Raw genomic sequence first — 18,365 nt, forward strand, 5'->3', positions numbered from 1 at the left:
TAAAAACAGTTTCGGGAACAACAATAATGACCAACAAAACGATAGTTGCCGTTGGACTTTTGAGCGCCTGCGCATTGCCGGGTGCCCATGCGGCCAGTTACTCGCCGAATAATTTTCTGCTGGGGGACTGGAACGGCGAACGCACTCGCTTGCATGAGCAGGGCGTGGATTTTCAGCTGACCTACGTTAACGAACTGGCCTACAACACCCAGGGCGGCGACGAGCACAAAGGGACTTACAGCGATCAGTTGATGATTGATACCAACTTTGATCTGCAGAAGTTGGTGGGCTGGCAAGGGGCGAGTTTTCGCATGACCTTGAGCAACCGCAATGGCGAAAGTCTGACCGCCGAGGCCGGGACCAACACGTTGCTGGCTGCCCAGGAAATCTACGGCTACGGCAGCGTTACCCGCCTGGTGCAGTTCTATTACCAGCAGGCGCTGCTGGATGATCGACTGGTGGTGAAACTCGGGCGCTTGCCAATGAGTGGCGATGTGTTCCCGTTTTCCTGCAAGTTTCAAAACCTGACGTTCTGCGGCACGGTGCCGGGTTACATCACTCCCAATTGGTTCACCTGGCCCGTCAGCCAGTGGGGGGCTGCGGTGGCGGCGAAACTGACTGACGAGCTGTCGCTCAATGCCTCGCTGTACCAGGTCAACCCTCGCTTCACCGAAAACGCCCAGGGCCTGAACTTCGGCAGTCCTTCGGGCACCACCGGTTATCTGGCGGTTGGCGAGTTGGCGTGGACGCCGACCCTGAACGGTCTGCCCGGCAGCTATCGGGCGGGGATCTGGCGCAATACCGGTGATTTCAACGATGTCTATCACGACATCAATGGCCAGCCCATCGGCCTGACCGGCAATGCGCCGGATCAGCACGATCAGGCCAGCGGGTATTACGCGATGGCCGAGCAACGGGTTTATCAGGACCCGGACAACAGCGTTCGCGGCCTGACCCTGTTCGCCAACTTCATCCAGTCGGATCGCGACGTGTCCTACGTGGAAAAAGTCTTTCACGTCGGCGCGTTTATCAGCGGTCCGTTTGCCGCGCGCCCTCAGGATGAGATCGGCCTAGCGATCGGTCGTCTTGAGGTGAATGAACAATCCGCCAAGCGTATCCGTCAGCAAAACGCTTACACCCAACCGGCGCCGGACACCGAATACCCGGTGGAGTTGTACTACGGCATCAGCGTGACGCCAGCCCTGACGCTGCGACCGAATGTGCAATACGTGGCCAATCCCGGTGGGTTGAGCGGGGATAAAAGCGTGGTGGTGTTTGGCCTGAAAACCGAGGTCAGTTTCTAAGGATTACGCGGTTTAAACGAACAGCAGTTGTGAAGAAAAACCCCTGAATCAGGGCATTTCTTCGCTTGCGATTCTAATAATGCATGATATATCGTCGTCGGGCGCCTACGCCTAAAACAAGAAACAGGAGACGCAACAGCATGAACACTCTCGTTGATATCGCTGCGGTTCAGCAGCGTGTCGCCGCCCTGAAACTGCCAGGGCAAGCCTTCATTGACGGCCGGTTCGTCGACGCGTTGAGCGGCGCGACCTTCGCCAACATTTCCCCGCGCAACGGCCAAGTGCTGAACCACGTGGCGTCCTGCCAGGCTGAAGATGTCGACCTCGCGGTCAAGGTGGCCCGGCAGGCATTCGACAGCGGCGTGTGGTCGCAACTGGCGCCCAAGGAACGCAAAAAAGTCCTGCTGCGTTTCGCCGCTTTGTTCGAGCAGCACATGACCGAACTGGCGTTGCTGGAGACGCTGGACATGGGCAAACCGGTGTCCGAAAGCGCCGGTTTCGACGTGCATGCGGTGCTCGAGTGCCTGCAGTGGTACGCCGAATGCTGTGACAAGGTCTACGACGAAGTCGCTCCGTCGGGACCGGGCGCGCTGGGCATGATTACCCGTGAAGCCATCGGCGTGGTCGCCGCCGTGACCCCGTGGAATTTCCCGATGCTGATGGCGATGTGGAAAGTTGCCCCGGCGCTGGCGATGGGCAACTCGGTGATTCTCAAACCCGCCGAACAGTCGCCGCTGACCGCGCTGCGCATCGCCGAACTGGCCGCGCAGGCCGGCATTCCACCGGGTGTGTTCAACGTGCTGCCGGGGTTCGGTCCAACTGCTGGCCGTGCGCTTGGCCTGCACATGGATGTCGATACGCTGGTGTTCACCGGGTCGGGTGAAGTCGGCAAACTGTTCCTGCAATACGCCGGTCAGTCGAACATGAAGCGGGTGTGGCTGGAGTGCGGCGGCAAGACCCCGAACATCATTCTCAATGACTGCCGCGATCTGGAGAAAGCCGCCGCCACTGCGGCCAAATCGATGTTTTTCAACCAGGGCGAAGTGTGTGTGGCGCCGTCGCGGTTGATCGTGGAGGAGGGCATTCGCCACGAGTTTGTCGCCGAAGTATTGAAGGTCGCGCGGACCATCGCCGTTGGTGACCCGCTCGACCCGGCCACGCAACTGGGCGCGATGGTCGACAAGTCACAGATGGACCGCGTACTGGGCTACATCAAGAAAGGTTCGGAGGAGGGCGCTCGCATCATCCTGGGTGGCGAGCGTGCCAGCGGTGCGTTGGCCGACGGCTTCTTCATCCCGCCGACGATCTTCGACAACGTCACCAACGACATGACCATTGCCCGTGAGGAAATCTTCGGGCCGGTGCTGTCGGTGATCAGCGCCACGGATCATCTGCACGCGGTGCGCATCGCCAACGATTCGCCCTTCGGCCTGGCGGCCAGTCTCTGGACCAGCGACCTGTCGCGTGCCCATTCGATCATCCGCTCGCTGCGCGCCGGCAGCGTCTGGGTCAACTGTTTCGACGGCGGCGATATCACCATGCCGTTTGGTGGTTACAAGCAATCGGGCAATGGCCGTGACCGGTCACTGCACGCCCTGGACAAGTACTCGGAACTCAAATCGGCGTGGATCGATTTGCAGGACTGAGCCGCCAACCCGACACCGGTGCTGTTCGACACAGCACCTGCATCACCGATCAAAATCAGCGCACTGGAGAATAATAATTATGAAGCTGTCAGCTGTCCGTTCGATCGCCACACTGGCTCTGGCGAGCCTTATCGCCAATCACGCGTGGGCTGCGCCCAAGCATGAAATCTATAGCTTGATGCCCAACACCGCGTTGTCGGGGGTGGTTGACCCTGACATGCCGGATCGCACCTCGATCAACAAAGCCTTGCCGCTGAAAAAGAAGGGCGAGCGCCTGCGCATTGGCTGGACTGAAATCACCTTGGGTAACCCTTGGTTTGTTTCAATGATTGACGACGCCAAAACCATCGCCAAACAGTACAACTACGACATCGAGCTGCAAGTGGCGGACAGCGATGTCGCCAAGCAGAGTGCACAGGTCGATAACTTCATCACCCTGGGCGTCGATCTGATCGTAATTGACCCAACCGATGTTCTCGGTTCGGTATCGGATGTCGAGCGGGCGGTGGCGGCCGGGATTCCGGTGATCACCGTCGGTACTGCCCCGGACGCACGCGCGCCGGTGATCACCACTAGCACCGGCAATCCCTACGGCAGTGGTTTCGAAGCCGGGCGTTACGTTGCCGCCAAGACCGACCCGGCGAAGGTAATCAATGCGGCGATGGTCATTGGGGTGATGGGCAACTCCACTTCCGAAAGCCGGCTCAACGGCATGATTTCCGGGATCGTCTATGCCCGTTCCGAAGAGCGCAAGCTCGGGCTGTCCAGGGAAGATGCGATGCTCAAGGGCTTCAAGTTGTTCCAGCAAGTCAAGGCCAAGGGCAGCTTCAACTGGCCGGAAGGCGGCTTCAATGTGCTGGCGTGGGGCCGTGGTGACTGGACCGAAGAAGGGGGTCTGGCGGCCACGGAAGACATTCTTTCGTCCCAGGGGGACAAGCTCAACCTGGTCCTGGCAGAGAACGACTTCATTGCCATTGGTGCGATCAATGCCCTGGAGAATGCCGGCAGGAAAAACGGTGTGATGGTCGCGTCCGGTGCCGGCAGTTTTCGTGTGGCGCTGGACTTGATCAAGCAAGGCAAATTGCTGGTCACCGCCACCAACAGTGGTTCGGAAACCGGAGTGGCCGCCATCGAATTGATCCATCAGATGCTCGACAAGGGCCTGAATGCCAACAACCTGCCGCTGGCCTCGTACTTCCCGGTCACGCTGATCACACCGGACAACGTCGACACCTACATCAAGGCAGACAGCCTGCCGCCGTCTACCGCGACCGTTCCACCTTTCCGTTCGATCGAGCAGATCAAAACCGCGATGAAGTGATTTCGCGAGTGTGAAACGGCCTGTGACCGCTGCGATTTCGGGCGGCGGTCACAGCTGGAATGGCGACAGTTTATAGACGGTGAACAGAATGAATGCGATGCACAAACCAGCCGTGGAGATGCTCGACATCTCGAAGAAGTTCGGCGGTATCAGCGCGCTGAACAGTGCCAGTTTTTCGGCCCGCGCAGGTGAAATCCACGCGCTGATGGGTGAGAACGGCGCAGGCAAATCAACTTTGATGAAAATCCTCTCCGGCGCCTATGTACGCGATGCGGGCGGGGTCAGCCTGAACGGTGAAACAGTCGATATCCGCAACCCCGGCGATGCACTCAAGCTGGGTATTTCGATCATCTACCAGGAGTTTGCCCTGGCCCCGCATTTGTCGGTGGCCGAGAACATTTGCATCGACGATCTGGGCAAGAGCAAGGGTTTCGTGCAGTGGACGGCGATGCGCGAAAAAGCCCGGACGATTCTCGATGAGCTGGGTTTCAGCGATATCGATGTGCGTCAGCCGGTCGGCAGTTTACCGGTGGCCTATCAACAGGCCGTGGAGATCTGCAAGGCACTGTCGCGCAATTCGTCGGTGCTGGTGTTCGATGAGCCGACGGCGGTGCTCACCTCTCACGAGGCGGAAAAACTGTTCAAAATCCTCGATGAGTTGCGCCGCAAGGGCGCGTGCATTGTTTACGTCTCGCACCGCATGGATGAAATTTTCCGGATCTGCGATCGCGCCACGGTGCTCAAGGACGGCAAGACGGTCGGAACACTGGAACTGGCTGACATTACCGAGCGTGGATTGATCGAGATGATGATTGGTCGCGAACTGAGTGACCTGTTCCCTCCGCGCACTCCATGCATCAGCGAGGTGTTGCTGAAAGTCGAGCACCTGTGCGCGGGACGTCTGGTGCGCGATGTGAGCTTTGAGGTAAGGGCGGGAGAAGTCCTCGGCTTTTGTGGGCTGGTCGGTGCCGGACGTACCGAAACCATGCGCGCGATCTTCGGGGCTGATCGGAAAACCTCCGGCGCGCTGTACCTCGATGGCCGGGAGATCCACAACCGAACACCACGGGAAGCCATTACCAATGGCATCGGCCTGTTGCCCGAGGACCGCAAGCAACAAGGTGTGTTGCTGGAGATGTCTATACGGGTCAACGGCGCGCTGCGTCCCGACAGTCCTTATACCGGGCGTATGGGCTGGATTGCCAATGGCCGGGAGACCCAGGGTATCGAAGCTTTGCGCCAGCAACTGGCCGTCAAGACGCATTCGATCGAGCAGTTGGTCGGTGACCTGTCAGGGGGTAATCAACAAAAAGTCGCCCTGATGAAGTGGGTCGATGCGGGCTGCCGCGTGCTGATTCTCGACGAGCCTACCCGTGGCGTGGATGTGGGCGCGAAAACGGAAATCTACCGGGTCATCAATGACCTCGCTGAACAGGGCGTGGCGATCATCATGGTCTCTTCGGAAATGATTGAAATCATCGGCATGTGTGATCGCGTGCTGGTGATGCGAGAAGGCGCGATCGCTGGCGAACTGGTGGGCGAGCGCATTAAAGAACAAGAAATGATTTGCCTGGCAATGGGAGTCGAGCACCATGAGTAACCCTAATTCCAAGCTGGCCACGGCCGAGCTTTTGCAGGAAAACAATCACGCTCGAGAAAGCCGGGCAGGCCGTCGTTCGTTACAGCGTCTGTTTCTAGAACACAACGCGCTGGTGATGCTGGTGGTACTGGCCGTCGTCGCCAGCGTGCTCTCGGCGGACTTCTTCACGTATCAGAACCTCGGCAACCTGTTGCGCCAATTGACACCGTTGCTGCTGGTCAGCATCGGCATGTTGATTGTGATCCTGACAGCGGGCATCGATTTGTCCGTTGCCTCGGTCGCTGCCGTGGGTGGAATCGTGGTTGCGATGACCCTCAATGTGCTTCCGGTTGAAGGTGGTTTCGGGTTGCTGCTGGCTGTGGCGATTGCGGTGGCGGCCGGTGTCCTGATGGGACTGGTGACAGGCACCTTTATCGCGTACTTCCGCATGGCCCCTTTTATCGCGACGCTGGCCATGATGACGGTTGCTCGTGGCCTTGCGTTCATCCTGTCCAACGGTCAGCCACAACGGCTGGATGACAGACTGGTCAGTGCCCAGCTGTTACGTGATTTCGGCCGGTTGGCCGACGGCGTGCTGGGGATCCCGTGGCCGGTGTGGCTGGCGGGGCTGGTGACGGTGGTATTTGCCTTGATCCTGCGCTACAACGCCTATGGCCGCCTGACCATTGCCAGTGGCAGCAATGAAACCGCTGTGCGCCTGGCGGGTATTCCGGTGGAGCGCTACAAACTGGCCGCCTATGGTATTTGCGGCGGCCTGGCAGCATTGGCCGGGGTGGTGATTGCTTCGCGCTCAGGTGTAGCCACACCCAGCGCCGGCATGGCCCTGGAACTGGACGCCATCGCCGCTTGCGTGATCGGAGGGGCACTGCTGTCCGGTGGCAAAGGCACGATTTTCTACACCGTCGTGGGTGTGCTGGTGTTGGGGTTGATCGGCAACATCATGAACTTGCTGAGTGTGCCGGCCTATCCACAACAGATCATCAAAGGCGCGATTATCGTCATCGCGGTGTTGTTGCAAGGCGTCGGTCGGCGCGATGCACGCATATAAGCGAGTCGTCAGCCGGAGTGGCAGGCGCAAGTTGATGATGTATGATGCGTTATCGACGTTTCAGGACGGCAGATTCACAAGTCTGTCGCCCGACGCACAGTAATCGACCATGGAGATCGAGTAACAGTGACCGTGCATAAGCCCATTGATAAAGGCAACTTGAGCGAACGGGTGTATTCCATCATCCGCACCGCGTTGATGGACGGGCAATACCAACCCGGAGACCGGTTGCGCATCAGCACACTGGCCGAAGAGTTCGGTGTTTCGATCACCCCCGTGCGGGAAGCTATTTTCCGTCTGGTCAGCGACCATGCGCTAGACATGAAAGCCGCGACCTCGATTTATGTGCCGGAGCTGACGGTCAGCCAGTTGCGTGAAATCCAGCTGATCCGCCATTTGCTGGAAGGCGAGGCGGCGGGTGTAGCGGCCCAGCGGATCACCCGACCTGAACTGGAGAAACTCGAAGCCATTCAGGATGCGTTCCAGAAAGCGGTAACGGTCGATTACAAACAAGCGGCGTTGCTCAACCGGGAGTTTCACTTCGGGTTGATCTCTGCGGCACGCATGCCCGTGGTGTCGAAAACACTCGAAAATATGTGGGTTATCATGGGGCCGCTGCTGAGCCGGTTTCACGCCGAGGTCCCCAAGCGGGAGCTGGCCAGTGCCAAACACAAGCATTTCGAAGTACTGGAAGGTTTGCGCACCCGAGACTCGACCAAGGCCAAAGACGCGCTGCAAGCGGACATCGCTTGGGGGGAGCTGATGATCGATTGGTTGGAGAAAAAGGAAAATCTCGCGGAGGTATAACCAGAGCGCCTCCGTTCGGTCATGCTGATCTGTCGCCCGAGTGCTCCCTAAAAGAGCCTCGGGCGATTTCTTTTTACGGCTGTCCGGAAGGCGTGACGCCTGACTCGTTCAACAGGGCAATCCATTTTCCACCTTCGCCACCTTGCTTGAGAGCCAGCAGGGCTTCAGGAAGGTTACGAAAATCAAAGATTCGACGTTCAGGTATTGTCAGGCGACCGCCCAGCATGCTTTCGAGGAGGTGTTCGCCAGCGTCTCGAAGCAGTTGTCGATCGCCCAGGCTTGCGTAGGAATGGAAGCTGTTGAGTGCAACTTCATGCAGGGAAATCGCGGTGCTGAAGGCCGGCAGCGGTGCAGTTTCCTGTCGATCCTGAATACACACCAGATGACCGTTATAACCCAGCAGAGGTGCCAGGGCCGCTGCATGCGCGCCACTGACAGTATCGAAAACAACCTTGAGGCGACGCTCACCCAGGCTAGCTTGAAGGTTTTGCTGCCAGTTGCGGTCCTGGTAGTCGAATACTCCAACGGCACCCAGCGCTTTCAAGTTCGCATGATGCTTTGTGCCCGCCGTGGCCCACACCCGGCAACCACGTTGCACTGCCAGTTGTACCAATAGCAGGCCCACCGCGCCACCTGCACCGACTACCAACATGTCACTCGGCACGCTAACCGGAACTTTGTCCAATGCTTGCCAGGCTGTCAGGCCGGGGCAGGGGAATGACGCGGCGATGGCGTCATCTAGCGCTGCCGGCACCGTCATTACGGTCGCCCAATCGAGCAAACAGAACTCGGCAAAACTGCCATCGCGCTCCAGTGACTGGTGATACGCCACGCGAGTCCCCGGTTTGATTGGCACTCCAGTACCGCAGGCAACCACTACGCCCATGCCATCCACGCCGGGCACATGGCCGGTGTTCCAGGCAGGGTGACCCCATTCGATGATTTTCCAGTCCACCGGGTTAAGCGCCAGCGCTCGGTTGGCAAGCAGAACCTCACCTGGGCCAGGCTGCACAAGGGGTTTGCGGATCAGTTGTAATCCGTCAATACCTTGACCAGCGGTCCAGGACCAGGCAGCGAAATCAGCTTGCATCGAGAGTCCTCATGAATGGCCGGATTGAAGCTATTTCAATCCGGCAACAGGCTTCGAGTGGTCATGGGTGCGCCACACTTACGGTCGTCAGTATCCCTTCAGGCATCCACCGAGAGAACGTTGATTTACGCAAAGGTGTTGTGAACATGAATCATCAATTGATTCGACGTACTTCCAGGTGCCACAGATTATTCATGCTTGAACGCGTCATGGGTCAGTTGGTAGTCGAACTCCGCTGGTAAGCCAAGATCGCCGCCGCGAGATCTTCTACTGACGCGCCAACCGACTTGAACATTGTCATGGCCTGGGCCGGGTCCTTGAGGGCGGAGCGGCCGGCATGTTTGTCAGCGCACAGTTCGCTGAACTCGGCGATGACATCGGCTTCGGTGATGACGCCGTTGCGAATTGGCTGGATCAGGTCACCGGTCTCTGCGAGAGCACCTTCGCGGGTATCGACGAAAATGCTGCAGCGTGCCACGACATCGTCGTCGACTTCGCGCATGACAGGGGTAAAGCTGCCGACCAGATCCAGATGCACCCCCGGCTGTAACCACTGGCCCTTGATCACCGGTTCGGTGGCCAACGTCGCGCAGCTGATGATGTCGGCGGCCGCCACAGCAGTGGGCAGCTCTTGGAGTGTCACCGCTTGCGCCTGGAGTCCCTGGGCGCGGAGGTCGCTGGCGAATGCTTTTGCTGCCTCGATGTTTAGATCGTAGACAAGCACCTCCTGAAGGTCGCGAACCGAGCGGTGCGCACTGACCAGATAACGGCCCATGCGGCCAGCCCCGACCATCAGCAAGCGTTTCGAGTTGGCACGTGACAGATAACGTGAGGCCAGGGCGGAGGCGGCGGCGGTGCGACGGGCCGTCAGTTCGTTGCCGTCAAACTGGCCCAGCGGTACACCGGTTTTTGCGCAGCTCAGAAGATAGTGGCTGCTGAGGCCCGGCTGACCTTTGGCATTGTTGCCAGGGAACACGGTGACTTGCTTGACCCCCAGGTACTCACCCTCGATCCAGGCCGGCATCAGTAGCAGCATGGCGGCGGGGTCGCCTGGTACTTCGATTTTGTGGTGGTGACGCACAGGGGAGTTCACGGGGCGGGTGAAGATATCGGACAACGCACCCATCAGCGCGTCCCAGGGCAGTGCGTCGGCCAGTTGTTGGGCATTCAAATACATAAGAGACACTCGATATTGGATGAGGGTAAGCACAGCGCTTTCGGGATTGACCGTTTTCAATCCGAAACCGGAATTCAATGAGCCGTTTTACCGCTGAGGCGACGGCGGGCATGCAGTGACGGAAGCACTGAGCGGCTCCCCGGCAATCACCCAGTCGGACGCCATCACATCGGTGAAGGTGATGGTGACGTCCTTCGGGGCGGACCCCAGGACTCTGGCGAAGGCAGCGGTAATCTCGCGCGCCAGTTCGTGTTTTTTCTCGTCTTGTCGCCCAGCGAGCATTTCGATTCTTACTATCGGCATTCCAGGGTTCTCTTGAGTGTTTGAACCGCGAGGTTCAAAGGCGCGGGGGCGTCAGACCCGTATCAAAGTATCAGCATGTGTTCATTGGCGGTGGGTGCCCACATCAGGTCGTGGAGGACGGATCTGACGTTGTCACGCTCAGCGGTTTTCTGTGCGCGCTGCTGGTGGCCGCGGACTTCGTCAGTGCCTCTGTATGTTTGCGATTTGTCGCCTGCGTTTTTTTTCGGGTTTTGCATGCAGGGCATCTCCTGTTGTTTTTATTGGTAGAGGTGAAGCGCGAACCCTGTGGTTCGCCGCTTGACACCGGATGAGTCAAACTCTAGATTGAATATCGTATACGTTTATGGCGTTGTCAACGCGTTTTTAGGAGTTGATGGTGCGCGTCAGCGACCCCGGCGAGGCTGAGTCACCTGACAGACTGGCCGGTGGTGAGCTGCGATGTGATATAGAATACGTTATTCGATCGTGGCTTCCCGATTGCACACATGGAGTTCAAATTGCCCCTAAGTCCTGCAGATCTGCCGTCACTTGGCTCCGCGCCAACGGCGTCCGACATCATCGCCAATCACATTCGAGAGGCGATAATCACTGGCGACTTCGACGAAGGCGAACCGATTCGCCAGGACGACGTCGCCAAGCTTTTCGATGTCAGTAAAATTCCGGTGCGCGAGGCACTTAAACGGCTCGAAGCCGAGGGGCTGGTCGAGTTCCAACGCAACCGAGGCGCTGTCGTCAAAAGCATTTCAGAGCCGGAAATCGCGCAAATTTTCGAAGTTCGGGCGATGCTGGAGTCCAGTGCGCTGAAGCTGTCCGTGCCGCTGATGACCGAAGCCACCTTTAAGCGAGCCGAGCAGTATTGCGACGAGTTCGCGCAAGAGACGAACGTGGCGCGCTGGGCGGAACTCAACTGGCAGTTTCATTCCTGCCTCTATGAAGATGCCAACCGGCCGTTCCTGATGAACCTGATCCGCTCGGTCAACGACCGAATCGAGCGCTATCTGAGAATTCAGCTGACGCTTTCCGGTGGCACCGGGGTGGATGATCGCGAGCATCGGCAAATCCTCGCGGCTTGCCGCAAGGGCGATGCAGATAAAGCCGCCAAGTTGCTGCATCAACACATCACCAAAGCTTGCGAGTCGCTTTTGAATAGCATCCGCAAGTAAGCCCCCTAACGTTACATGCCGGGCATCGCCGTAGCTCTTGTTACGGCGAATTGGTTTTAAGAGTTGCGTATTCATCCAAAATTACCTCGATTTAACGCAGTCATCGCACAGATGGTCGCCGGGCGTGCGCCTGCGCAGAATCTGGAAGCCTTCAGCGCCAAGTGTTTTTCCCTTTGATGGGAGCGCGGTGGGCGTCGGAATTATCCTTCGGATTTTCGCATGAAGTTCAGGCCGGCCGCGGCGGTGGCAAAGCCCCATTTCTCATAGAAAGGGGCCATGTCATCCAGGCAATAGAGTTCGCGATGTTTGATGCCTACCAGCGCTGGATCGTTCAGCACGGTGTTCATCAATACACTGCCAAGGCCCGTTCCGCGCCACGTCTCCTTGACGATAATGTCGAAGATCATCGCCTTGTAGACACCATCAGTCATCGCTCGCGCGAACGCGACGAGTTCGTCGTTGTGCGGGTCGATGAAAGCGAAAAGGGGGCCGCCCGATTGCAGCATTTTTTCCACGTCTGCTTTGTTGCGTCCCTTGGTCCACCATTCGGTTTGAAAAAGCGCCACCAGTTGATCGATGTGTAAAGGGGCCAGCGATCGATGGAATTTCAGTTTGTCGGTGTCACGCGATGGGTTGCTCATGTCTGTTCCAGAATAGTGCTTGTGATGTGGGTTAAATGTGTCTGTGGTGAAGGTCAGGGGACCAGCGTGGTGCTATTGGTGACTAGGTGAAGCAGGTCCGCCAAGGTGTCTTTCGCAAGGGGAATGCCGAGGGTCTGTGCGGTGTGCCGGTTCTTGTAGCGTCGTTCGCCTGGCAGCCGATCCTGTCCCGCCTCGACTAATCGCTTGCACAGAAATGCCGCACGTCGACTGAAATCGGTTGAGCCGCCGCGATCCGGATCGATAACGATCAACAGCTGCCCGGCCTTTGGTGTCTGCGCGCCAACGCAATGGCCGAAGTCGTTCTCAAACGACAATTGCCCTCCGGTCAATGCGCCTGCCAACAATTCGACCATGAGTGCAATCGAGGAACCCTTGTAGCCGCCAAACGTATTCAGCGCGCCGCCGGCCAGTACCGCATGCGGGTCGGTGGTGGCGGCACCTGCGCTGTCGACACCGGTTCCGGGCGGAAGTGGCAGGTTGTCTAGCGCATGAAGCAGGACTTCACCGTTGGCCATGACGCTGGTTGCCTGATCCACCACAAGCGGATCGGCGTCGGCGACCGGCATCGCAAAGGCAATCGGGTTGGTACCGAAAACCGCAGTGTGTCCGCCATGCGGGACGACATTGGCCAGACCGTTGACGAAGCTGATCGCGACCATTCCTTTGCGGGCAAACGGTTCCATGTCTGGCCAAAGTGCGCTGAAGTGATGGGAGTTGCGGATGGCAACAACGACCACGCCAGTGCGCTCGATCGCTTCATCAATTGCACCCGCGGCGGCGGCCAGGGCTGGTTGGGCGAATCCGTTGCGGGCATCGATACGGATGAATGAGGGACTGACAGCCTTCACCTCGGGTTCAGCCTGTCCATCCACCCATCCAGTCTTTAGCGAGGCCACATAACCGGGCATGCGGAAGACGCCGTGACTGAGGGTGCCATCTCGCTCGCAGCCTGCACAATTGGCGGCCAGAGTGTCGGCGACGAACGCGGACGTTCCATGGCTTATGAAGATTTCCTTCAGTAGCGCTGTGAGTTCGTCGAAGTCCATGTGCACTACACGGTGTTCGTCTGTCATGGCGTCAATCACTTTTTGAAGGAAAGGTCGGAGCAGGATGAGTAGGGCGGAGGGTCATCAGTGTTGCTTGAAGCCGCGAGGAATTTGCGCAGGCAGTTTTCCAGCAGGCGCGATACGTTGTTGTCGTAGTGGTTGTGCGACAGGCTGCCGCAAAACGTGATGGACCCGACCGAGAACAAGCCGCCGCCGTTCTCGTCAATGCCGTAGATAATGTTGGAACGGATGCCACCGTAAGGTCGCGGGCCACCGTCAAAGACGCCCGGAAGCAGCAGCTCTTCGAAGGTGGTTTCAAAGGTCGGGCCATGACCTTCGGAGGCGGCAATCACCGTTACGAAGTCCGGGGTTCCCAGGTCCGAGCAGACCTGATCGATCTCGAAGCCGGCAGCGCCGCCTCCCGAAAGACCGAAGTCGCCGATTCTTTGTTCGGGAGGGATGCCTTTGAACAGGAAAGCCAATTCAGTGCGTAACGATTCCGGGGTGCGCACGTAATACGTCCCCTCGAATGCGCCTTCAGCGGTGAAGCCCACTCCGGCGACTTTTTGAGGTGCGATGCCGTTACGGCGCCACAACCCCCCGTACTCGCCATCGAGTTGGTGGTAATACTCGCCGGGCTGGCTGGCCCAAACTCGCATGCCGCCTTCCGCCCGACGCACCTCGATCATGTGCGGGTGGTTTGGGTCGCGGCCGATTTTCCAGTAGAAGCCGTTGCCGCCGAGGTACATCAATTTTCCCCCGCCTTCGCGATAAGCGATCAAGGCTTCCAGCGTGCGGCGTGTGTGATATTCAGGCTGCGTGCCGGTCAGCACGACATCGTAGTGCGCCAGGGCATCGACGCCTTCACGGTCGAGGTCTTCATCAGTGATGACATCGAACTCAAAGCCTTTGGCTCTCAACCAGTCGGTCAGGTGTGAGTCCGATGCAAAGCCGCGCATGCCCGAGCCATTCTCGTCGGGGTAGACCAGGTAGGCCGGGCGCATTGTCATGATCGGCCGCAGCCGGGACGAAAGGGTTATCCCTGAGCCATCCGGGTGGCGGTTGTAGTTTGAGTAGCCGAAGGCTCCGACCACATCCGGGTTATGCGGATAGGCATTCCATTCTCTGACCCGGTTTTGCAACGCGCCTAAGAATGTTCCGCGAGCATGATTCGCGTAGGCCATGTAGGTGAATGTGGGTGCCAGGAAGAGGATTTTTCGGCGGGGCGTGTCTGCGCCAGGCAGAACGTAGAAGGGAATGGTGTCGCTGCCTGACGGGTTGTCGACGATTAGGCCGTAGACTCCAGATGGCACACCTGCGGGCACTCGTACTGCCAGGGTCGTGCTCCATTGGCAGTCACTCAGGTCATCGGCGTGAAAAGTGATGGCTGCGTATTCATCAGGCGCGGATTTCCAGTCCATGTTTCGACCGGTCCATCCCGAAGACCGCACGCCGCGCATCGGCATGTTGACCAAGTTCAGATGGCGCGAAGGATCAATGTCATCTCCAACCGTTTGCTTGTGCACATCCTTTGCGAAAGACCAGCGCGCGAGGACTTCAGTGTCAGTTGTCGCGGCAAACGAGGAGCTGCGCAGGCAGGGCGCTTCGATGGAACCGTTGAAGCAATCGACAGGATGGCCGCTCCAGATTGCAGCGAGACAGAGGTGACCGCAGTTCTTGAGAGTGGCATGAAGCCCCTCCAGCCGGGTACTGGATTCGGCGGTTTTTCGACTGCCCATGGGCGTCGAACGGATGATGACGTCTTGCAGGCCGAAGCAGATTTCCAAGTGGCTCCATCGGTTGCTTTCCAGAAGCACGTCGAGCTTTTGGCCGGTGGGCATTCCCAGCCTTTTCAAAAGCAGCGCTCCTTGATTGAGCGCTAATGCGAAGCCCGTCGTCCCAGCCTCATTCTGCAGCGAACAAATAACCTGGTCGGTGGTGCTGAACAGTGTGGGTTTGATGAGCAGCGACAGCGTCAGGTTGCGTGCGTCGCAGAGGAAGGGCAGGGGGCCGATTGCACATGATCCGAGGTGGGTCTTTTGCTCGGTCGCGCGATAGCTTTGCTCCAGGCCGAAATCCACTTCCGTGCTTTTGAGGCCAGGGCCATGTGGATTGGGATCGCAGCAGTCCAGCCTGACGACTTTGGCGCGCATGTCCCGATCACCCGTCGAGGAAATTTTGAATTCGAGCAACTCCCCGGGCTGTGCGCTCAGTGGCGTTACGTAGCCGATCACTGCCGGGAGATCGATTTCTGAATGGGTCATACAACTATTACCTAATGTTTTATCGAATATCGTATACCATCTATCTGCTGTCAACGACATTGTGGCACTACGTGTCTCGCCGTTTTTTTTTGTTTTTTATAGACATCCGCTTTATTCGCCTCTTGGTGTTGCCGCGATGGACGGCGCCGATCAATTTGATAGTTGACGCTATTCGTTTATCGTATACCATATCTGAAATTGCGATTAGTCCATGCTATGAACCGCTTTCGAACGCTGAGATATGGAGAATAAGAATGCAGTACGAACGATCATTTGCCACGGTTGAACTGCACACGAGCGGGGAAACATTCCGCCTCGTTACCCAGGGACTCCCCAAAGTGGTCGGCGCAACCATTGTCGAGCGCAGCGCCTGGCTGCAAAAGAACGCCGACCATTACAGACGTGCCTTGATGCTTGAACCTCGTGGTCACAAGGATCTGTACGGTGGGTTTCTCACCGAACCGGTGAGTGAAGAGGCCGATTTCGGCATTATTTTTCTCAACAATATGGGCTACAGCCCTCACTGCGGGCACGGTGTCATCGCGCTGGCAACGGCTGCCGTTGAATTGGGTTGGATCGAGCGCAAATCCCCTGAGACCCGCGTGGGTATCGACGCTCCTTGCGGGTTCATCGAGGCGTTTGTCGAGTGGGATGGCAATCGGGTAGGGGCAGTACGTTTTGTAAATGTGGCGTCATTCATCTTCGAGCGGGACGTGACGGTGACCACGCCGACCTTCGGCAAGGTAACGGGTGATATCGCTTACGGTGGTGCGACCTACTTTTACGTTGATGGCCGGCCACACAATATTGCCATTCGTGAGAAAGACCTGTCGACGATCACCCAGTTCGGCTATGAAATCAAAACCGCTGTCAATGCCCGAGGCTCCTTCATCCATCCTGAAATCCCTGAATTCAATGACGTGTACGGCGTCATGGTGTATGGCGATCCTCGTCACGAGGGTTCAACCCAGGCCAACTGCTGTGTTTATGCGGATCGGGCGATTGACCGATCGCCGACGGGGTCCGGCACCGCGGGCCGAGTCGCGCAACTCTATCTGCGCGGCGAGCTGTCGGCCGCCGATGCATTGGTTAACGAGTCCATCATCGGAACTGTGTTCAAAGGCCGCGTGCTCAGCGAAACCAAGGTAGGCCCTTTGGACGCGGTCATCCCTGAAGTGAGCGGTAAGGCTCATATCTGCGGCTTCGCCAACTGGATCATCGACGAGACAGATCCACTTACCTACGGTTTTCTAGTCCAGTGATACCAACAATAATGATCTAAGAGTTGTAATTTTACTGCCCCGATAATACGTATACGATATCCAAGATACGCTAAAATCAGCATGTCTTGTTTCTGAGTTCAGCCAACAAACGAGGGGAACAAAAATGCGCATCAACCAACTCATCCTGGCCACGGCCTTTGCTGCTTTGGGTACCACCGCGGTTCATGCAGACCAGTTGGACGACATCATTTCGTCGGGCAAGCTGCGCTGTGCCGTGGAGCTCGACTTTCCGCCCAACGGCGCCCGGGACAAGGACAACAAACCGATCGGCTTCGACGTCGACTATTGCAATGATCTAGCTGCCGCCCTTGGCGTGAAGGCTGAAATCGTCGACACCCCGGACCCAGACCGCATCCCAGCAGTGCTGTCGGGACGAGCCGATGTTGGTATCGCCGTGGCCTCCGACACGCTGGAGCGTGCAAGGACGATCGGCTTCTCGATTCCCTATTTCGTCTTCAAGACCATCATTCTGGCCCGCGAAGACTCCGGCATTAAAAGCGCCGCTGACATCAAGGGACATACGGTGGGAGGCCCGGCAGGGGCGTACGAAACGGCTGCTCTGAAAGAGACGGTGCAGAAATTCAATGACCCGGCAACCAAGCTGCTGACCTATCAGTCCCAATCGGACAGCTTTCTGGCGCTCAGCCAGAAGAAGATCGATGCGACGTACACCACCGCGACAATCGCCACCCACGTGATCAGCTCGGGGAAATACCCGGGCCTGAAGATCGTCGGAGATGCGCCAGTCGATCCCGATTACTGCGCGTTCCTTGTGCAACGCCAGGAGCAGGGGCTGCTTAACTACGTGAATCTTTTCCTTAACCGCCAAGTACGCTCTGGGCGTTATGCCGAGCTGTATGCCAAGTGGGTAGGAACAGAGGGCGGGCCAGCTCCGGAACTGACCATTCCAGGTACTTATCGTTAAGGAAGCGGAGCACTCGTTCCGGAAAACAAAAACCTTTCGCGTAAAAAGGTAATCGTATGTCTTATACCTTCCAGTGGCGCCCAGTTCTGGAGTCGCTTCCGGATATGTTATCGGGGGCGGTTGTCACTCTGGAGATTGCCACGCTTGCGATGGCAATTGGTACGGTGTTGGCAGTGCTGTTGGCGCTTGCAAAACGATCGGGTAACAAAACCCTTTCAGGTCTGGCGAGTGTGTGGATTGAAACGGCGCGCAACACCCCGGCACTGTTTCAGATTTACATGGTGTATTTCGGGCTGGGCTCCATTGGAGTGGGTATCGACTCGTACTATGCACTCTTACTCGGTATTACGTTCAACAACGCAGGCTATCTGGCAGAAACGTTCCGGGGCGGCTTCTCCGCCGTCCCGGAAACGCAAGTCCGCGCTGCTCGTTCGTTGGGTATGGGGGCGGCTCAGACGCTATGGCACATCGTACTTCCGCAGATGTTGCGGGCGGTGTTCCATGCCATGACTAACCAGATGGTCTGGTCAATCCTGATGACTTCTCTCGGTACTATTGTTGGTCTGACGAGCGACCTGACGGGTGTTACTCAACAACTTAATGTCACGACTTATCGGACATTTGAGTTCTTCTTCGTCGCTGCTTGCCTGTACTACCTGATATCGAAAATATTCACGATTTGTGCGCGGCTATTAGCTTGGCGCCTGTTTCGTTATTGAGAGGTGC

The 18,365-nt window shown here is 57.7% G+C and carries 16 protein-coding genes and 1 pseudogene; 10 read left to right on the top strand and 7 right to left on the bottom strand.

Annotation, left to right across the window (positions count from 1 at the left end; translation table 11 throughout):
• The first annotated feature begins 26 nt into the window (after positions 1–26).
• The 6 genes from HKK52_RS03665 to HKK52_RS03690 all read left to right on the top strand — a co-directional run bounded on the left by HKK52_RS03665 (position 27) and on the right by HKK52_RS03690 (position 7,726).
• Entirely contained in the window at positions 27–1,304 is a 1,278-nt protein-coding gene (locus HKK52_RS03665; RefSeq protein WP_169369554.1) for a carbohydrate porin, read from the top strand.
• Between the two features lie 140 nt (positions 1,305–1,444).
• Positions 1,445–2,950: an aldehyde dehydrogenase gene (locus HKK52_RS03670; protein ID WP_169369556.1), complete on the top strand. Its 1,506-nt coding sequence runs from the start codon at positions 1,445–1,447 to the stop codon at positions 2,948–2,950.
• A gap of 79 nt (positions 2,951–3,029) precedes the next feature.
• Positions 3,030–4,271, top strand: a complete 1,242-nt coding sequence (locus HKK52_RS03675) for a sugar ABC transporter substrate-binding protein (RefSeq protein ID WP_169369558.1) — start codon at positions 3,030–3,032, stop codon at positions 4,269–4,271.
• 88 nt (positions 4,272–4,359) lie between these two features.
• On the top strand, positions 4,360–5,871 hold the full coding sequence (locus HKK52_RS03680; RefSeq protein WP_169369560.1) for a sugar ABC transporter ATP-binding protein: 1,512 nt from the start codon (positions 4,360–4,362) through the stop codon (positions 5,869–5,871).
• Positions 5,864–6,919 carry an ABC transporter permease gene (locus HKK52_RS03685; RefSeq protein ID WP_169369562.1) on the top strand — a complete coding sequence of 352 codons (1,056 nt, stop codon included), beginning with the start codon at positions 5,864–5,866 and terminating at the stop codon, positions 6,917–6,919. Before HKK52_RS03680 ends, HKK52_RS03685 begins: the two co-directional genes overlap by 8 nt.
• A 132-nt stretch (positions 6,920–7,051) precedes the next feature.
• Positions 7,052–7,726: a GntR family transcriptional regulator gene (locus tag HKK52_RS03690; RefSeq protein ID WP_237150677.1), complete on the top strand. Its 675-nt coding sequence runs from the start codon at positions 7,052–7,054 to the stop codon at positions 7,724–7,726.
• Between the two features lie 73 nt (positions 7,727–7,799).
• Here the strand turns inward: HKK52_RS03690 and HKK52_RS03695 are convergent, their stop codons facing one another.
• The 4 genes and pseudogenes from HKK52_RS03695 to HKK52_RS03710 all read right to left on the bottom strand — a co-directional run bounded on the left by HKK52_RS03695 (position 7,800) and on the right by HKK52_RS03710 (position 10,532).
• Positions 7,800–8,816: a zinc-binding dehydrogenase gene (locus tag HKK52_RS03695; RefSeq protein WP_169369566.1), complete on the bottom strand. Its 1,017-nt coding sequence runs from the start codon at positions 8,814–8,816 to the stop codon at positions 7,800–7,802.
• A 214-nt stretch (positions 8,817–9,030) separates the two neighbouring features.
• Positions 9,031–9,993: an ornithine cyclodeaminase family protein gene (locus HKK52_RS03700; protein ID WP_169369568.1), complete on the bottom strand. Its 963-nt coding sequence runs from the start codon at positions 9,991–9,993 to the stop codon at positions 9,031–9,033.
• Between the two features lie 87 nt (positions 9,994–10,080).
• Positions 10,081–10,323: pseudogene (locus HKK52_RS03705) on the bottom strand (tautomerase family protein); the annotation flags it as partial.
• A gap of 35 nt (positions 10,324–10,358) precedes the next feature.
• Positions 10,359–10,532, bottom strand: a complete 174-nt coding sequence (locus HKK52_RS03710; RefSeq protein ID WP_169369572.1) for a hypothetical protein — start codon at positions 10,530–10,532, stop codon at positions 10,359–10,361.
• A 249-nt stretch (positions 10,533–10,781) separates the two neighbouring features.
• Here HKK52_RS03710 and HKK52_RS03715 point away from each other — a divergent pair, with 249 nt between their 5' ends.
• Positions 10,782–11,459, top strand: coding sequence for a GntR family transcriptional regulator (locus HKK52_RS03715; protein ID WP_237150679.1), 678 nt, complete (start codon positions 10,782–10,784; stop codon positions 11,457–11,459).
• A 200-nt stretch (positions 11,460–11,659) separates the two neighbouring features.
• Here the strand turns inward: HKK52_RS03715 and HKK52_RS03720 are convergent, their stop codons facing one another.
• The 3 genes from HKK52_RS03720 to HKK52_RS03730 are packed head-to-tail and all read right to left on the bottom strand — an operon-like array spanning position 11,660 to position 15,431.
• Positions 11,660–12,100 carry a GNAT family N-acetyltransferase gene (locus HKK52_RS03720; RefSeq protein ID WP_169369574.1) on the bottom strand — a complete coding sequence of 147 codons (441 nt, stop codon included), beginning with the start codon at positions 12,098–12,100 and terminating at the stop codon, positions 11,660–11,662.
• A 53-nt stretch (positions 12,101–12,153) separates the two neighbouring features.
• Entirely contained in the window at positions 12,154–13,167 is a 1,014-nt protein-coding gene (locus HKK52_RS03725; protein ID WP_237150681.1) for an Ldh family oxidoreductase, read from the bottom strand.
• Between the two features lie 35 nt (positions 13,168–13,202).
• On the bottom strand, positions 13,203–15,431 hold the full coding sequence (locus tag HKK52_RS03730; RefSeq protein WP_169369578.1) for a N,N-dimethylformamidase beta subunit family domain-containing protein: 2,229 nt from the start codon (positions 15,429–15,431) through the stop codon (positions 13,203–13,205).
• Between the two features lie 254 nt (positions 15,432–15,685).
• On the opposite strand from HKK52_RS03730, the gene lhpH reads away from it, so the two are divergent.
• From lhpH to HKK52_RS03745, 3 genes are all read left to right on the top strand, one after another.
• Entirely contained in the window at positions 15,686–16,693 is a 1,008-nt protein-coding gene (lhpH, locus tag HKK52_RS03735) for a trans-3-hydroxy-L-proline dehydratase (protein WP_169369580.1), read from the top strand.
• Between the two features lie 124 nt (positions 16,694–16,817).
• A complete protein-coding gene (locus HKK52_RS03740) occupies positions 16,818–17,639 on the top strand; it encodes a transporter substrate-binding domain-containing protein (protein ID WP_169369582.1) in 822 nt (273 codons plus the stop codon).
• Between the two features lie 56 nt (positions 17,640–17,695).
• A complete protein-coding gene (locus HKK52_RS03745) occupies positions 17,696–18,358 on the top strand; it encodes an amino acid ABC transporter permease (RefSeq protein WP_169369584.1) in 663 nt (220 codons plus the stop codon).
• The last annotated feature ends 7 nt before the right edge of the window (positions 18,359–18,365 follow it).

This window comes from Pseudomonas sp. ADAK2 (genome assembly GCF_012935755.1).
Lineage (GTDB): Bacteria > Pseudomonadota > Gammaproteobacteria > Pseudomonadales > Pseudomonadaceae > Aquipseudomonas.

Bases quoted from the DNA above. Each gene is read 5' to 3' on its own strand.
- HKK52_RS03665 (WP_169369554.1), top strand. From the start codon at position 27: ATGACCAACAAAACGATAGTTGCCGTTGGACTTTTGAGCGCCTGCGCA.
- HKK52_RS03695 (WP_169369566.1), bottom strand. From the start codon at position 8,816: ATGCAAGCTGATTTCGCTGCCTGGTCCTGGACCGCTGGTCAAGGTATT.
- HKK52_RS03740 (WP_169369582.1), top strand. From the start codon at position 16,818: ATGCGCATCAACCAACTCATCCTGGCCACGGCCTTTGCTGCTTTGGGT.
- HKK52_RS03700 (WP_169369568.1), bottom strand. From the start codon at position 9,993: ATGTATTTGAATGCCCAACAACTGGCCGACGCACTGCCCTGGGACGCG.
- HKK52_RS03730 (WP_169369578.1), bottom strand. From the start codon at position 15,431: ATGACCCATTCAGAAATCGATCTCCCGGCAGTGATCGGCTACGTAACG.
- HKK52_RS03670 (WP_169369556.1), top strand. From the start codon at position 1,445: ATGAACACTCTCGTTGATATCGCTGCGGTTCAGCAGCGTGTCGCCGCC.
- HKK52_RS03720 (WP_169369574.1), bottom strand. From the start codon at position 12,100: ATGAGCAACCCATCGCGTGACACCGACAAACTGAAATTCCATCGATCG.
- HKK52_RS03710 (WP_169369572.1), bottom strand. From the start codon at position 10,532: ATGCAAAACCCGAAAAAAAACGCAGGCGACAAATCGCAAACATACAGA.
- HKK52_RS03745 (WP_169369584.1), top strand. From the start codon at position 17,696: ATGTCTTATACCTTCCAGTGGCGCCCAGTTCTGGAGTCGCTTCCGGAT.
- HKK52_RS03725 (WP_237150681.1), bottom strand. From the start codon at position 13,167: ATGGACTTCGACGAACTCACAGCGCTACTGAAGGAAATCTTCATAAGC.
- HKK52_RS03685 (WP_169369562.1), top strand. From the start codon at position 5,864: ATGAGTAACCCTAATTCCAAGCTGGCCACGGCCGAGCTTTTGCAGGAA.
- HKK52_RS03680 (WP_169369560.1), top strand. From the start codon at position 4,360: ATGAATGCGATGCACAAACCAGCCGTGGAGATGCTCGACATCTCGAAG.
- HKK52_RS03675 (WP_169369558.1), top strand. From the start codon at position 3,030: ATGAAGCTGTCAGCTGTCCGTTCGATCGCCACACTGGCTCTGGCGAGC.
- HKK52_RS03715 (WP_237150679.1), top strand. From the start codon at position 10,782: ATGGAGTTCAAATTGCCCCTAAGTCCTGCAGATCTGCCGTCACTTGGC.
- lhpH (WP_169369580.1), top strand. From the start codon at position 15,686: ATGCAGTACGAACGATCATTTGCCACGGTTGAACTGCACACGAGCGGG.